Origin of the sequence: Streptomyces sp. NPDC006925, assembly GCF_042869575.1 — a bacterium.
GTDB lineage: Bacteria > Actinomycetota > Actinomycetes > Streptomycetales > Streptomycetaceae > Streptomyces.
Genome location: NZ_JBIAGB010000037.1, coordinates 1 through 14,595, shown reverse-complemented (window position 1 = coordinate 14,595; position 14,595 = coordinate 1). Strand labels below are relative to the sequence as shown.

Genomic DNA, 14,595 nt, shown 5'->3' with positions numbered 1-14,595 from the left:
TGACGCGGGGCCCGCTGGGGCGGCCGGCGTTCGACCGGAGGCCGAACGTCGTCTCCTGCTCGCGCCGGCAGCGGGAAGGCGTGTTCGCCCAGCTCGATGAGTGCTGCCGAGCGCCCCGACGACCAGCACGGACCGGCACTACAGGATCGCCCCGCCGCGAGGCAGCTGTGCTTCCCGGCCGGCCGGGCCGGTCGCCTGACCGGCCCGGCCGTTTCGCCGGAGTCAGCCGGCGGTGACCGCGGTGTCGTCGATCAGGAAGTGGGTGGCGGCGGAGCCGTCCTCGGTGCCGGTGAACTTTATCGTGACGGTCTTGCCCTTGAAGGCGCTCAGGTCCAGCGTCCGCAGGGTGTAGCCACTGGGGCTCGTGTTGGAATAGCCGGCCAGTGTCGACGTCCTGCTTCCCGCCGTGGCCCGGACCTTGAGTGTGTCGTACGCCGTCGAGCCGCTCTCCTCGGTGCTGATCGACAGGTAGAAGGAGAGTTTGGGCGCCTGTGCCGTCGACGGGACGGACACGGTCTGGGACAGGGTGTCGGTGTGAGTGGAGCCGTAGCCGTTCAGCCAGGCGTAGAAGCGGCCAGAACGGGCCGAGCGGTCACTGTCGTCGGTGATGACGTTGCTGCTCGCGTCCCACCCGGTGTTCCCGGATTCGAAGCCGGGGTTGGAGAGCAGGTTGGAGCCGTTGGACGGGGTCGTGGAGCAGGTGGTGGAGGTGGGGGCGACGGATACCGCGCTCCACGCCTTCTCGACGGTCGCGCACTGGGCCGAGGACGCGCCGTACAGGTCCGTGGCCGCCTTGATGGTGGCGCTGCGCGCTTCCGAGTACGTGGTGTCAGCCGTCATGTACGTGGTGAGTGCGCGGTACCAGATGGCGCCGGACGCGGAGTTGCCGATGCCGCTGATCGTGGAGCTGTTGCACGTCGGGCTGTTGCCCCACGCGGACGTGCCGGAACCCACCGCGAGCAGGTAGAAGAAGTGGTTGCCGACGCCCGACGAATAGTGCGGGTTGAGGTTCTTGGTGTTGCTCGTCCAGCAGTCCTGCGAGCCGCGGCCGTCCTGGCTGGGCTTGTCCATGTAGCGCAGCGGTTGGCCGTCGCTGGAGAGCTTCTCGCCGATGAGGTAGTCCGGGCGGTCCGCCGGGTTGTCGGTGTTGAACTCGACGAGTGTGCCGAAGATGTCGCTGGTGGCCTCGTTCAGGCCGCCGGACTCGCCTGCGTAGATGAGGTCCGCGGTGGACTGGGTGACGCCGTGGCTCATCTCGTGGCCGGCTATGTCGATCTGGGTGAACGGCTTCTGTCCGGCGTCGCCGTCACCGTAGTACATGGCGAAGCCTTCTGTGTCCCAGCCTGCGTTGCCGTAGTTCTCGCCGTAGTGGACGAAGGAACGAGCGCCGACGCCGTCGTCGGCGATGCCGTTGCGGTTGTGCTCGTTCTTGAAGTAGTCCCAGGTGGCCTGGATGCCGTAGTGGGCATCCACGGCGACGGTCGCACGGTCCGAGAGGGAGCCGTTGCCCCAGACGTTGTCGCTGTCGGTGAGGGCTGATCCCCAGCCGGCCGGTATGTCGCCGTCTCCCGGGACACGCTGGTTCATGGCGTCGCGGGTCTCGCCGTTGCCACGCGACGGATCCTTCAGCTGGTATCCGCCGCTCACGGCGGTGGTGCTCAGGGAGACGTCGCCGGTCTGGTAGCCGTGGCCGGAGCCGCTGGCGGTGTGGAAGTCGTCCCAGGTCAGACCGGCGGATCCCTTCTTGGCGTCGACCAGCACGTTGAGGTGGCTGGGCGACTGGTCCTTGGCAGTGCCGTGGACCTTGACCTGCCAGGCGAGCCGCGGGGTCGCAGTGGACACGGCGTCGATCACGAGCGCCGACTCGGTTTCGGAGCGGGTGCCCTTGAACAGGCTCTCGGCCTTGGACTCGGCCTGGCGGGCCGTCACCCGGGCCTTGGTGGGCAGGGAGAGCTTGTGCTTGAGCGTCAGGTCTGTGTCGCGCAGGCCACCGTCGGGCGCCGAGTGGACCACGACGTCTCCGCCGATCACGGGAAGCCCGCGGTAGGAGCGGTCGAGGTGAACATGGCGGGAGCCGTCCTTGTCGAGGAGGACGGATCTGGATCTGAAGGTGTCGTGGTCACCGGCGCGCACGGCGGCGGGGTGCTCGGCCGCCTGTTCTTCGGCGTCCCGGAGCGCTTCGGTGCGGCTGGGCTTCGGAGGGGTGGGGCGATCGCGGCCCGCCGCGGTGGCAGGGGAGAGCGCGCCCGCGATGAGCAGACCGCCCAAAGCCAAGGCCAACGGCGCACGGAGTGTGGGTCGATTCATGGGGTCGGAGACTGGCCCGCAGCTGTACAGCAGGGCAATATCCGGTGAACTCTGTTAAAAACTGGACCAGGTTGAACCCGCGGGAGCCGAAGTCGGTGCAGATGAGGGGCCGTTCACGCGGAAGCGTCGCGGTGTGGCGCGAACCATACTGTTCATGAGGTGAAAGACAGGTGGATCTCTCCCTGACATCGTTATCATGACTCATCCGTTCGATCGCACTCCGCCCGCTGTGCCACCCCCCTCTGTGCATCTGTTCCTGCCGGACGCACCGATCCCCACCCTCGCCTCGCATGTCCTGCGACTTGCCCTGACGGGTCACGTGGCCACGCCGTTGCGTGCACCGTCCGGAGGTCCCCACCATGTCCGACTCGAAAGGCGCACCTCGCCCACGCCATGGACGGCCAAGCTCCTTGCCGGGATTGCTCGAGGTCCGGGATGCCCTCCGCGACGGCCCCTTCGAAGCTGCGCTCGACACGGCGATCCAAGCCAGTGGACTGAGCCTGGACCGACTCCAGCGCCGGCTGGCCGCACGCGGCGTAGCGGTGAGCGTGACCACCCTCAGCTATTGGCGGCGGGGGCGCAGCCGTCCTGAACGCCCCCAGTCCCGTCAGGCCATCCGTCTGCTGGAGCACATCCTCGATCTGCCCACGGACTCCCTGGTGTCGCTGCTCGGCCCCCAGCGTCCGCGCGGTCGCTGGGCTCGCCGGGCGGTGGCTGCCATGGAGACGGAGCGGCTGTGGCGGGGCTACGAAAGTCTGCCCCGTCTGCTCGGGGACATGGGTGCCACGGACGACGGCCTCACCCGGCTGTCCGCGCACGACCGGTGCGAACTGGACGCCCGGGGTGCGGAGTCACGCTTCCGCACCACGCTGGTGCTGCGGGCCGAGCGCGACCGAGTGGACCGATGCCTGATCATCGCTCGCGGCGACGACCCGGCGCAGGGTGTTCCCGTGTTGAGCGAGGTACGCAACGCCAGGCCGGGCAGGGTGCGCACCGACGCCTCCATCCCGCTGCTCGTGATCGAGATGATGCTCGACCGGATGATGTCGGTCGGCGAGACGACGGTGTTGGAGTACGCCTACGACTACGGGGCGACCAGCCAGCCGGCCCGTGAATGCGGGCGAGGATTCACCGCACCCGCACGGATGTACACCCTGGAGGTGTCCTTCCATCCCTCGGCCATCCCCGTCCGCTGCTACCGCTATGCGGGTCCCTTCGCCCCGGAGCCGCAGGAGGATCCCGAAACGGTTTGGATCAGCTCCGCCGGCAGCGCACAACTCGTCGTCCAGGATCCGGCACCGGGGTTCCACGCGCTGAGGTGGGAGTGGGACTGAGCGCAGCGACCGGTGGACTCCCGCGTGTTCGCGCCGAAGGTTCACCGCGTCCGCCGCCGGCCCTGCCGCACAACCCTCACCAGGGCAGCCGCACGACACCCCGTCGACTCTCGGTTCGAGGTCACGGCTTGCGCGTGAGCGCGCACGAGAGTCTCCAGGCGCCCCGCGTTCGCCGCCATGCGCGCCCCTGCCACCGGCTGGTCGCCTGCCACTGCGCGCTCTTCCGCCACCGAGTGAGCGCCTGCCGCTGACGGGTCATCCGCCTGCCCCCGACCGGTCATCCGCCACCGAGACCCTCGACGTCCGGACCCACGGAATGCCCGCGGACCTCGTCGCGACCGACCGCGACGACATCGAGGTGACCCGGTGGTTCGACGTCGGCTTCAGCGCCGACCCGCACTCCGGGTGGCGGCTCAAGGGCGGACGACTGGACCTGGAGGCGGGTTGCGAAGGGTCCGCCAACTGCGACACCCGCTTCCGGATCGAGGTGCAGAAATCGGTGACCGTGCTGCGCGGCGGCAGGGCCACGAGGCTGACCGGCAGCGGGAAGTAGGGGGCGCGTCGTGCTGGAACTCGTTGACATCACCAAGGTGTACCGGGGCGGCAAACGGGCCGTGGACGCCGTGACCATGCGGCTGGAGACCGGGATGCTGGGGCCGCTCGGCCCGAACGGCGCGGGCAAGTCGTCGCTGATGCGGATCGCCTCGACCGTGACCCGGCCGACCGACGGAAGGGTGCTGTTCCACGGCACCGACGTGGTGGCCCGGCCCGGAGTGGTGCGCCGCTCCCTCGGCTGTCTCCCGCAGGACTTCGGCGTGTACCTGAACCTCACCTCGCGGGAGTTCCTCTCGTATCTGGCCGCCGCCAAGGGGCTCTCGGCCCGCTCGGCCCGTGTCCGGATCGACGAACTGCTGCAACTGGTCAACCTCACCGAGGCGGTCAAGCGGCCCCTGGGCACGTACTCCGGCGGCATGCTGCGCCGGGTGGGCATCGCCCAGGCGCTGCTCGCCGACCCGGAGGTCGTCGTCGACGAGCCGACCGCCGCCTCTATCTGCCCCTTTGGTACAGCACGGTCAACGGCCTCCCGGCGGTCGACTTCATGGGCGCGATCCGGGCCGACGACGGCAGCCCGGCCGGCCTGTCGCCGGTGTTCCTGGCGGCGGCCGTGGTCGTGATGCTCTCGGTCGTCTTCCTGTCGGGCGCCGCCCGCCGGGCGACGTCGTAGCCGTGACGCGGTGCCGGCCGGTCAGGGCTGACACCGCGGACCGCGGCGGCGCCGTGAACCGGCAGGCGAACTGCCGGTGGTTCCCGGTTTCCGGTGGCGGCCTTCCTGCCCGGGGCCTCCTGCTCGGGCTTCGCCCCCGGGAGCCCGCCCGGAGTCTCCGCCCGACGCCGGGCGGGCGCTGTCCCGGTGCCGTGGCCGGGAACGGGGTCCTCGGTCGGGGGAGGCCCCTGCGCCGTCTCGCCGTGCCCGGGAGCGCGGCCCCCGGGCCGGTCCCGGGGGTCAGGCCGTCACCCTGGCCAGGAACGCGTCGAGGTTGGCCGTGGCGCGCTGGATCTTCTCCTCGGTGGTGAGCGACTCGCGGTACCGGACGGCGAGGCCCGTGTCCTTCTTGCCCCGTACGTAGAGCGAGCAGCACAGGTCGCTGCAGAGGTAGGTGCCCACCGAGTTGCCCTGCTTCCCGGCCTTGCCGGCCATCGGCGCGACCATCAGCGAGACGCCGCTCGTGTGGTCGGTCAGGCATATCGAGCACATGCTGCGCCGGGTCTGCCAGGGGGCCGGGGCGGGGCAGCGCAGCGCGAGGGCCCTGGGGCGGTCGTCCCGCCGGGTGACCAGGTAGGCGCGGTCGGGGGCCTGGGGGTCCCGCCAGCCCAGGTAGTCCAGGTCCTCCCAGGGCCGCTCGGCCAGGTCGCGTGGCACGGACAGCCGCTGGGCCTCTCCCTTCGTGCAGTTCACGAAGGCGGCCCGGATCTCTCGCTCGGTCAACGGTTGCATATGGGTGAGGCTAATTTGCCTAAAGGTATTAGGCAAATACATAATGCTCTCGACTCAACACGAGGAGCGTTATGGTGCGTGCCGGACTGACCACGGAGCGACTGACCCGGGCGGGCGCGGAACTGGCCGACGAGGTCGGCTTCGACCAGGTGACCGTCTCGGCGCTGGCCCGGCGCTTCGACGTCAAGGTCGCGAGCCTGTACTCGCATCTGCGCAACTCGCAGGACCTCAAGACGAAGATCGCGCTGCTCGCCCTGGAGGAGATGGCGGACCGGGCCGCCGAGGCGCTCGCCGGACGCTCCGGCAAGGACGCGCTGTCGGCCTTCGCGAACGTCTACCGCGACTACGCGCGGGAGCACCCCGGACGCTACGCCGCCGCGCAGACCAGGCTGGACCCGGAGACGGCGGCGGCCAGCGCGGGAGTCCGGCACTCCCGGATGACCCGGGCGCTGCTGCGCGGCTACGACCTGGCGGAGCCGGACCAGACGCACGCGGTCCGGCTGCTGGGCAGCGTCTTCCACGGCTACGTGAGCCTGGAGATGGGCGGGGGGTTCAGCCACAGCGCCCCGGACACCCAGGTGACGTGGGAGCGGGTGCTGGACTCCCTGGACGCCCTGCTGCGCAACTGGCCCGAACCCCGCCCGTGACGCCCCGCCACCGCCCCACCCGTACCGACGACGCGAACAGGCTGAGGACATGCACGCCGAGGACAACCGGACCAACACACCCCTGACCGCGGACCTCGTGCGCGGCGCGTCGGCACTGGAGCGCACCGAGCGCGGCCTGCTGCCGCACCGGCTGCCCGCCGCGGCCCGGGCGCAGTGCGACGACGGGCAACTGCACATGGCCGAGTCCCAGCCCTCCGGGGTGCGGCTGGCCTTCCGTACCGCGGCGACCGCCGTCGAACTCGACACCCTGCCCACCAAGCGGGCCTACGCCGGCCTCGCGGCCGTCCCCGACGGGGCGTACGACCTGGTCGTGGACGGCAGCCTGGCAGACAGGGGCGAGGTGCGAGGCGGCAACACCCTGACCGTCGACATGGCGACCGGGACCGCCGAGACCGCTTCCGGCCACGGTGGCACGCTCCGCTTCACCGGGTTGCCGGACCGGATGAAGGACGTCGAGATCTGGCTGCCGCACAACGAGACCACCGAGCTGCTGGCCCTGCGCACCGACGCCCCCGTCGAGCCGCTGCCCGACCGGGGCCGCAGGGTGTGGCTGCACCACGGCAGTTCGATCAGCCAGGGCTCCGACGCGGCGAGCCCCACCACGACCTGGCCCGCCCTCGCCGCCGCGCGCGGCGGTGTGGAGCTGGTCAACCTGGGGCTGGGCGGCGGTGCGCTGCTCGACCCGGGCACCGCCCGCGCGATGCGGGACACCCCGGCCGACCTGATCAGCGTCAAGATCGGCATCAACGTGGTCAACAGCGACCTGATGCGGCTGCGCGCCTTCACCCCGGCCGTGCACGGCTTCCTCGACACCCTCCGCGAGGGCCACCCCGACACACCGCTGCTGGTCGTCTCGTCCCTCCTGTGCCCGATCCACGAGGACACCCCCGGCCCCAGCCTCCCGGACCTGGAAGCGCTCGGGGACGGTCGGCTGCGGTTCGTGGCCATGGGCGATCCCGCGGAGCGGGCCGCGGGGAAGCTGACCCTGCGGAGCATCCGCGAGGAGCTGTCCGGGGTGGTGCGCTCCCGGGCGGCCGACGACCCGAACCTGTACTACCTCGACGGTCTGGAGCTCTACGGCGAAGCGGACGCCGTCGAGCTGCCGCTGCCCGACGGGCTCCACCCGGACGCGGCCACCCACCGCCGCATCGGCGCACGCTTCGCCGGGCTCGTTTTCGCGGAGGGGGGCCCGTTCGCCGCCGCGCCCGCGTGAGCGGCCGCAGCAGCGGGCCGTTCCCCGCGCCGTTCCTCATGCCCTGCGCGCGTTCTCCGGGCTCCGGGCCTCCCCGCGCCGCGGCTCCGGCGGGCGCGGGGAGCGCGCCGCCGGCTTCCGTCACTCCGTGCGGAGCCCGGCCGGGCGCATCATGCGCCACAGCAGTGGCAGGCTCAGCAGCGTCACGACGGCGACCAGCCCGGCGCCGACGGCGAACATCGGCCAGATGACGCCCCAGTCGGCGACCGACCCCGAGATGACCCGCAACAGGGCCCAGCCGAGGCCGAGCCCGAACGCCGAGGCCAGTACGAGACCCAGCGCCACCGGGATCGCCGTCTGCCAGAGCACGGAGGCGCCCAGCGTGCCGCGGCGGGTCCCGAAGGCCACCAGCACCGCCAACTGCCGCCTGCGTTCGCGCAGCTGCTCCGTCTGGGACACGACCATGCTGGCGGCGATGAGCACCAGCACCGCGGTGGCCGCGGCGAAGATGACCCGGCTCAGCTCGGCGAACCCGGCGGAGACCGTCGTGTGCTGGGACAGCCACACGTCCGCCGCCGGGCTCTGCCGGTAGACGGTCGTCCGGACGTGCTCCAGCGCCTCCGGCGCGTCGTCCTGGAGCCGCACCAGGCCGGTGTACTGGAGGTCGAGCCGGTCGGGGGCGAGCGCGCCGGGCGTCACCAGGATCCCGGTGACCGGAGTGCCCCAGCCGGACGGCTTCGCGGACACGGTGCGCGTGCCGTGGGGGATCTGCCAGCTCTCGGTGCCGCGGCCGTCGGACCCGGCCACCTGGAGGGCGGTTCCGGCGCGCGGCGGGGCGGGGCGGCTGGTCTCCTCGTCCGTGTCCCGCGGGTCCGCCGCCGCGCGGAAGACCTGTCCGTCGCGGCAGGAGCCGACCTCCGCCACTTCGCGCAGCGTTCCGCAGTCACCCACGATGACCTGCGCGTACTCCGCCGCATCGGTGCCTGCCGCCTTCCCCGCGATCTCCTGGGTGCTCTCCAGGAACCCGGTGGTCCCGGCGACGCCCGGGGTGGCGGCGAGAGCCCGGTCCAGCTTCCGGGCGCCCGCGGTGTCCGCCGTGAGGTCGATGACGTTCACCTGCCGCAGCGCGGACTTCTCCAGGCCGGTCTCGTGGGTGGCCTCCGCCTGGACCCCGGCGAACAGCAGCTGCAGCGCGACGGCCCCGGCCACGGCGATGGTGATCCCGCTGACGGCCCGCGTCGCCGTGCCGCTGGACAACTGGAGCCGGCGCACCGCGAGCTGCCAGGAGACCGGCCCTCCGCGCAGCTTGCCGACCAGCCGCTCCACCACCCAGGGCAGCAGGAGCGCGATGCCGCTCAGCAGCGCCACCACCCCGGCGGCGACCCGGAACTCGTTCACCTGGCCGCCGCCTCCCGCGCCCAGCGCCCCGGCCAGCGGCAGCAGCAGCGCCAGCCCGACCACCGGGGGCAGCAGCCGCCACCACAGACGGCGCGGCCGCGGCGTGCTCTCCCGCGTCACCCGCACCGGCTCGATCGTCACGCCCCGCAGCGCGAACACGGCGGCGCCGACCGTCACCAGCGGCAGCCCGAGCACCACCAGTGCGCCCAGCACCGGGTCCGGGACCACGTCGGCGGGGAAGACGCTGACGTCGAAGAGGGTGACGTCCGCGGCCAGCTCGCGCCCCAGCGCGAAGACCGCGCCGCCGAACAGCAGCCCCAGCACCGCTCCGGCCAGCGATTCCCCGGCGGCGATCCGGCGGGTCATGGCCGCGTCGGCCCCCACCAGCCGCAGGGCCGCCAACCGCTGGTCCCGCCGCTCGCCGCCGAACCGGGTGGCCGTCCCGATGAAGGTGGCCACCGGCATCAGCAGCACCGCGCACGCCACCGCGCCGAGCAGGACCAGCAGCGGGTCCACGTCGCTGCGCTCCTGGACGTGGCCGAAGTACTTCACGCGCTGGGCGTCCTCGGCCCGCAGCGCGTCACTGCCCAGGTAGAAGGAGAGATCGGCCGGTCCGAGCAGGCCGTCGTCGGCGATGACGCCGACGACCCGCGCGTTCAGCCGCTTCGCGAGCTCCGTCCCCTCCGCGGAGTCGAGCAGCTCCTTCAGCGCGGGCGAGACCAGCATCTCGCCGGGCCCCGGTATCCGCTCGGTGCCCGGCGGGGTGACCGGGCGGCTGCCGTCGGCCTGCAGGAGCCGGCCTTCGATGTCCCGCCCGTGGAAGGTGGTGTTCGCCACGGCCGTCAGCAGGGTGTGTTCGGTGGCCCGGCTCTCGTCCGCCGAGGTGGCGTTCCCCAGCACCGAGCCGTTGACCGCGCGGGCGTCCCTGCGGGATTCCTGCGCGCTCATGATCGACGGCACCGCGGCGGCCAGCAGCAGCATCGCCACCCCGAGCCCCACGCCGACGGCGGTCAACAGGGTGCGGAACCAGCCCTGGCGGCCGGCGAAGGCGAACCCGGCGCCCATGGCCAGGTCCCGTGTCCACTCGCGCACCCGGTGCGCCCTGGGCCTGCCGCTCATACCGCGCCCACCACACCGCTCATGTCCCGTGCCGTGCCGTCCCGGACGACGACCTCGCGGTCGGAGTAGGCGGCCACCCGCGCCTCGTGGGTGACCAGCACGACCGCGGCCCCGGTCTCGCGGGCAGCCGCCGTCAGCAGTTGCATGACCCGCTCCCCGTTGAGCGAGTCGAGCGCGCCGGTCGGCTCGTCGGCGAAGACGACGCGGGGCGATCCGGCCAGCGCGCGGGCCACGGCGACCCGCTGGCCCTGGCCGCCGGACACCTGGCCGGGCCGGTGGTGGCGGATGTCGTCGACCTCCAGGCGCGCCAGCCACTCCTGGGCCCGCGCCTCGGCCTCCTTGCGGCGTGCGCCCGCCAGACGCAGCGGCAGGGCCGCGTTCTCCAGGCAGGTCAGCTCGGGCACCAGCTGGCCGAACTGGAAGATGAACCCGAAGTCGCCCCGGCGGAGCGCGCTGCGCTCCGCGTCGGAGAGCGCCGACATCTCCCGTCCCTGGTAGGTGATCCGGCCCGCGTCCGGCGGGACGATCCCCGCCAGGCAGTGCAGCAGCGTGGACTTGCCGGAGCCGGAGGGGCCCATGACCGCGACGACCTCACCGGCGGCGACGGAGAAGTCGGCACCGGAGAGGGCCGCAGTCGATCCGTAGGTCTTGTGCACGCCCTCGGCGTGCAGCAGGGGTCCGGTCGACGGGTCGGGCCCTTGACCGGTGCTGAGTGGGGGGAGCAAGGGGCGCACCTCCGGGGTGGGTTCGTGGGTGGGGCGGCGGCCGTCTCGGAGGCCGGCGCGGGTCGGCTTCGGCGCGTCCGCCGCGGAACCGCTCGGGGAGCCTCCGGGAACCTTCGGGGAGCCGAAGCGGATTGCCCTGGCGGAACGTCCTGGCGGAACGTCCTGGTGGATCGCCTTGGCGGGGTCGCCGAGGCGGAAGCGGAAGGGTCGTGGTGGTGGGTGTGCGGTGCCGTCCGCCGTTGACTGTCGGTCACCGACGTGGGTCGGTCGGCCGCCACCGACGTGCGTCGGTCGACCGGTCCAGCGGAGGCCGGTGCGGCGGGTGGCGGATGGGCATGACCGCGACTCTACATCATGTGTATACACGGGGTGTATACACATCCGCGGCGCCCCCTCGGGTGCGACCGTCGGGGGCCGGCCTCCGCGCCCGGCCTCCGCCCCGGAGCCGGACCCGGAGGCCGGTACAGCGTTGGATGCCGGGTCCGGCGGAAAAGTTCACCGCGGACCGGAGCGGGCATCCCGTCGCCGAGACAGAATCCGTAAAAGTGAGAAATGTCTGTCTTGCGCTAACGTGATCGTATGCACACCGTACGAAGGGGTGCGCGGCTCGTGTCGGTGCTCACCGCGGCGCTGGTCGCGCTGCTGCTGACGACCGCGGGCCCCGGCGGGCCGCGTGCCGCGGACGGCGACGGGGTGTCCGCTGCGGCCGCCGCACTGCGGGACGGCCCCGTCCACGTCGACCCGCGCGCCCGCGACGCGCTTCCCCCGGCGGCGGCCAAGGCGCTGCGGAGCACCATCGAACGGGCCGACAAGCCGGTCCTCGTCGCCGTGCTGCCCGCCGACGGCGACTTCGACCGGAAGACACTGCTGCGGGAGCTGCGCGCCGAGACAGGCATCGCCGGCGTCTACGCGGTCGCGCTCGGGGACCGCTTCGACGCGGGCGCCGACCATCGGATCATGTCGCGGGACGCCGTCCGGGACGCGGTCGGCGCCGTACGGCGCGCGCACCCGGGAGATCCCGGCGCGACGGTCACCGACTTCACCGACCGGGCGGTCCGGCAGGCATCCGGTTCGGCACCCGCGGCCTGGGACGGGGGCGGTGCCGCCGAGGACGGCGGCCGCACCGGAGGCGGCACCGCGGCGATCGTCACCCTGGGCGTCCTCGTGCTGCTCGCCGGAGGCGGCGCCTTCCTGGTCAGCCGGGGCTCCCGCAGGCGGCGGGCCCGGTTGGAGCGGGCCGGGCTGGAGAAGCTGCGCCCTGTCGTGGACGAGGACATCACCGCGTTCGGTGAGGAGCTGAGCCGGATCGGCTTCGACCCGGCCACCGCCACCGCCCGCGCCCGCCCCGGCGACGCCGGCGGCACCGGCGCCGCTGCCGCCCGGACCGGGGCCGGGGCGGCCGGGGAGAACGGGACGGCCGGGGAGGGCAGGGAGGACGAGGAGGGCAAGGAGGACGAGGAGGGCGGGGAGGGCGGGGAGGACAGGGATGCCGCGCGCGAGGACTACGCGCGGGCACTCGACGCGTACGACGACGCCAAGACCCGGATGGCCGCCGCGCGTCGCCCGCAGGACGTACGCGAGGTGAGCCGGGCGCTGGCGGACGGCCGGTTCGCGCTCGCCACCCTGGAAGCGCGGCTGCGCGGCACGGCCCTGCCCGAGCGCCGGGCCCCGTGCTTCTTCGATCCGCGGCACGGGCCGTCGGTCGAGGACGTGCAATGGGCGCCACCGGGCGGAACCGAGCGCTCCGTCCCCGTCTGCGCGGCGGACGCCGCCCGGCTGGCCGACGGCGAGGAGCCCGCGGCCCGCGAGGTCGGCACCCCGCAGGGGCCGCGGCCGTACTGGGAGGCCGGGCCGGTGTACGCGCCGTGGGCCGCCGGGTACTTCGGCGGGGGGCTGCTGCCAGGACTGCTGACCGGCACCCTGCTGGGCGGCGCGCTCGGCGGTCCGTACCCGGACGGCTTCGGTGACCCCTCCGGCGGGGGCGACTTCGGCGGAGACTTCTCCGGGGGCGGCGCCGATCCGCGCGACTTCGGCGGCGGCTTCGGTGACGGCGGCGGCTTCGGCGGCGGTGACTTCGGGGGCGGCTTCTGAGAACGGACCAGGGGCGATTTCCGGCCGAACTCCGTTCCGCCGCCCGCGGCAGGCTCCTGCCGCTTCCGGCGCGCCGCGGCCTCCGGTGGGTTTGCCCTGGCGGATCGGCGGTTACGCGCACCGGTACGCGAGAGTGAGCTCGCCTCGCGGAGGCACCGGCGGGTTGGGGACACAGCCCCCGGTGCCGTTTTTCGGCTGCGATGCCCGGTTGGCGCAGGGTTGCTGCTGTCGGGCCGGTGGGTTCACGCTCGGAGGAGTCCGGAACGCGGAGTCGGCTGTGACAGCGGTGCCGTGTCGAAGGACCGTCCGACGCTGGGAGAGCTTGATGAGTGCCGCAACCGGGTCTGCGCGTACGACTGCGCTCGCGGGACGCCCGCGGCCCAGAACCGTACCGGCGGGCGAGGCGACGGCCCCGGCCGCGCCCCCGGCCCACCGGATCGAACGCGAGCCCGCCGCCATGGACGCGGCGGAACCGGACGGTTCGGTGGCCCCTGCTGACGCGCCGCTGTCCGTGCGGGAGCGCGAGGAGCTGACCGCGCGGATCGACGCACTCGACACCGAGGTCGGGCAACTCCGGGAGGCACTGGCGAGCCGTCCCGTCATCGACCAGGCCAGGGGCATGGTGATGGCCCTGGCGCCGTGCGACGCGGAGACGGCCTGGCAGGTCCTGGTGCGGGTGTCCCAGCACTCCAACGTCAAGCTGCGGAGCGTGGCCGCCGCGCTGGTGTCCGGCGCGGCGGGCACCGCCGTCCCCAAGCCGGTGCGCAAGCACCTCGCCACCGCCCTCCGCGAAGTGCGGACGGCGCCCGGCCGACGCGCCAGAAGCGGGCCGCCGGACCACCGCGAGTCGCGCACACAGCGCTGAACACCGGCCGGGCGACCGGGCGCTGACACCGGCCGGGGCGACCGGGGCGGCACCGCCGTGCGCCGCGCGGTCGGTCCCGAGCTGTGCCGTCGCCCCGAGCGGCGCGGCCGACCCGAGTGGGCCGCGCCGCTCGACTCCGCTCTCGGCCGGAGCCCGATCCCGCCGGTCCCGAACGGAGCCCGGTCCCGATGCGCGGGACCGCGTTCGGGGAACGGCCTCCGCGGAACCGCGCCGGTTCGAGCTTCGGTGGTTCGGGCTTCGGTGGTTCGGGCTCGGCGGGACCCCCGACTACCGAGGCGCTTAGCGAGAGTGCCCCGTCCTTCAGGGCGGGGGTGAATCGCCCCACGGCGGCGGCCCGCTCAGTCGGGCCGCTTCTGCTGTTCGATGTAGTCCTTGACCACCTGGAGCGGTGCGCCGCCGACCGATCCGGCGAAGTATGAGGGCGACCAGAAGTGTCCGTGCATGACGGCGCGGTTGACCCGGCCGGTGAACTCGGCGCGCAGACGCCGGGCAGAGACGCCCTTGAGTGAGTTCACCAGTCCGGACAGGGCGATCTTCGGCGGGTAGTGCACGAGGAGGTGCACGTGGTCGGCTTCGCCGTTGAACTCGGTGAGCGTGGCGCCGAAGTCGTCGCACACCTTGCGCATGGTCTCTTCGCAGCGTGTCAGCATCTCGTCGTCCATGGCGCCCCGCCGGTACTTGGTGACGAAGACCAGGTGTGCGTGCAGGTTGTGGACGACCGTACGGCGCCTGCGGATATCGGGATTTGGGTCCCGTCGTGGTGGCATAGGCCAATAGGGTGATCTCATGCAGCTGCGGTACAGCTTCCGCCTGTACCCGGGCGCCGGTCAGCGCATGGCGTTGGCGAGGGCGTTCGGGTGTGCGCGGGTCGTCTTCAAC

Annotated in this window: 12 protein-coding genes and 1 pseudogene; 8 read left to right on the top strand and 5 right to left on the bottom strand. The window is 72.9% G+C overall.

Features of this window, described 5'->3' with window-relative positions; genetic code table 11:
- Positions 1 to 222: 222 nt before the first annotated feature.
- Complete coding sequence (locus ACFYNS_RS30395) at positions 223 to 2,307, bottom strand: M4 family metallopeptidase (protein WP_388606062.1); 2,085 nt, start codon at positions 2,305 to 2,307, stop codon at positions 223 to 225.
- 410 nt (positions 2,308 to 2,717) lie between these two features.
- On the opposite strand from ACFYNS_RS30395, the gene ACFYNS_RS30390 reads away from it, so the two are divergent.
- From ACFYNS_RS30390 to ACFYNS_RS30380, 3 genes and pseudogenes are all read left to right on the top strand, one after another.
- The gene (locus ACFYNS_RS30390) at positions 2,718 to 3,641 is read left to right on the top strand and encodes a hypothetical protein (RefSeq protein WP_360295028.1); all 924 of its coding nucleotides are present in this window, start codon (positions 2,718 to 2,720) and stop codon (positions 3,639 to 3,641) included.
- Positions 3,642 to 3,957: 316 nt separating this feature from the next.
- A complete protein-coding gene (locus ACFYNS_RS30385) occupies positions 3,958 to 4,194 on the top strand; it encodes a hypothetical protein (RefSeq protein ID WP_360295025.1) in 237 nt (78 codons plus the stop codon).
- 10 nt (positions 4,195 to 4,204) lie between these two features.
- Positions 4,205 to 4,684: pseudogene (locus ACFYNS_RS30380) on the top strand (ATP-binding cassette domain-containing protein); the annotation flags it as partial.
- A gap of 461 nt (positions 4,685 to 5,145) precedes the next feature.
- Here ACFYNS_RS30380 and ACFYNS_RS30375 read toward each other — a convergent pair.
- Complete coding sequence (locus ACFYNS_RS30375; RefSeq protein WP_360295022.1) at positions 5,146 to 5,637, bottom strand: FBP domain-containing protein; 492 nt, start codon at positions 5,635 to 5,637, stop codon at positions 5,146 to 5,148.
- A 71-nt stretch (positions 5,638 to 5,708) separates the two neighbouring features.
- On the opposite strand from ACFYNS_RS30375, the gene ACFYNS_RS30370 reads away from it, so the two are divergent.
- The gene (locus tag ACFYNS_RS30370) at positions 5,709 to 6,284 is read left to right on the top strand and encodes a TetR/AcrR family transcriptional regulator (RefSeq protein WP_388606059.1); all 576 of its coding nucleotides are present in this window, start codon (positions 5,709 to 5,711) and stop codon (positions 6,282 to 6,284) included.
- Between the two features lie 49 nt (positions 6,285 to 6,333).
- A complete protein-coding gene (locus ACFYNS_RS30365) occupies positions 6,334 to 7,518 on the top strand; it encodes a GDSL-type esterase/lipase family protein (RefSeq protein WP_388606057.1) in 1,185 nt (394 codons plus the stop codon).
- Positions 7,519 to 7,638: 120 nt separating this feature from the next.
- Here the strand turns inward: ACFYNS_RS30365 and ACFYNS_RS30360 are convergent, their stop codons facing one another.
- Both ACFYNS_RS30360 and ACFYNS_RS30355 read right to left on the bottom strand, forming a co-directional pair.
- A complete protein-coding gene (locus ACFYNS_RS30360) occupies positions 7,639 to 10,014 on the bottom strand; it encodes an ABC transporter permease (protein WP_388606055.1) in 2,376 nt (791 codons plus the stop codon).
- A complete protein-coding gene (locus tag ACFYNS_RS30355) occupies positions 10,011 to 10,739 on the bottom strand; it encodes an ABC transporter ATP-binding protein (RefSeq protein WP_360295011.1) in 729 nt (242 codons plus the stop codon). Before ACFYNS_RS30355 ends, ACFYNS_RS30360 begins: the two co-directional genes overlap by 4 nt.
- Before the next feature lie 579 nt (positions 10,740 to 11,318).
- Here ACFYNS_RS30355 and ACFYNS_RS30350 point away from each other — a divergent pair.
- Together ACFYNS_RS30350 and ACFYNS_RS30345 are read left to right on the top strand one after the other, a co-directional pair.
- Positions 11,319 to 12,830 (top strand): hypothetical protein, encoded by a 1,512-nt coding sequence (locus ACFYNS_RS30350; RefSeq protein ID WP_388606054.1) that lies wholly within the window; start codon positions 11,319 to 11,321, stop codon positions 12,828 to 12,830.
- Between the two features lie 325 nt (positions 12,831 to 13,155).
- Entirely contained in the window at positions 13,156 to 13,695 is a 540-nt protein-coding gene (locus ACFYNS_RS30345) for an ANTAR domain-containing protein (protein WP_360295006.1), read from the top strand.
- 359 nt (positions 13,696 to 14,054) lie between these two features.
- Here ACFYNS_RS30345 and tnpA read toward each other — a convergent pair whose 3' ends face one another.
- A complete protein-coding gene (gene tnpA, locus ACFYNS_RS30340; protein WP_388606052.1) occupies positions 14,055 to 14,483 on the bottom strand; it encodes an IS200/IS605 family transposase in 429 nt (142 codons plus the stop codon).
- Between the two features lie 19 nt (positions 14,484 to 14,502).
- Between tnpA and ACFYNS_RS30335 the strand changes: the two genes are divergently transcribed.
- Positions 14,503 to 14,595 (top strand): helix-turn-helix domain-containing protein (locus ACFYNS_RS30335; RefSeq protein WP_388606102.1); only part of this gene is annotated, 93 nt, incomplete at its 3' end.

Coding starts and splice junctions, on each gene's coding strand:
- ACFYNS_RS30350 (WP_388606054.1), top strand. CDS start 11,319: ATGCACACCGTACGAAGGGGTGCGCGGCTCGTGTCGGTGCTCACCGCG.
- ACFYNS_RS30345 (WP_360295006.1), top strand. CDS start 13,156: ATGAGTGCCGCAACCGGGTCTGCGCGTACGACTGCGCTCGCGGGACGC.
- ACFYNS_RS30395 (WP_388606062.1), bottom strand. CDS start 2,307: ATGAATCGACCCACACTCCGTGCGCCGTTGGCCTTGGCTTTGGGCGGT.
- tnpA (WP_388606052.1), bottom strand. CDS start 14,483: ATGCCACCACGACGGGACCCAAATCCCGATATCCGCAGGCGCCGTACG.
- ACFYNS_RS30385 (WP_360295025.1), top strand. CDS start 3,958: ATGCCCGCGGACCTCGTCGCGACCGACCGCGACGACATCGAGGTGACC.
- ACFYNS_RS30360 (WP_388606055.1), bottom strand. CDS start 10,014: ATGAGCGGCAGGCCCAGGGCGCACCGGGTGCGCGAGTGGACACGGGAC.
- ACFYNS_RS30365 (WP_388606057.1), top strand. CDS start 6,334: ATGCACGCCGAGGACAACCGGACCAACACACCCCTGACCGCGGACCTC.
- ACFYNS_RS30370 (WP_388606059.1), top strand. CDS start 5,709: ATGGTGCGTGCCGGACTGACCACGGAGCGACTGACCCGGGCGGGCGCG.
- ACFYNS_RS30375 (WP_360295022.1), bottom strand. CDS start 5,637: ATGCAACCGTTGACCGAGCGAGAGATCCGGGCCGCCTTCGTGAACTGC.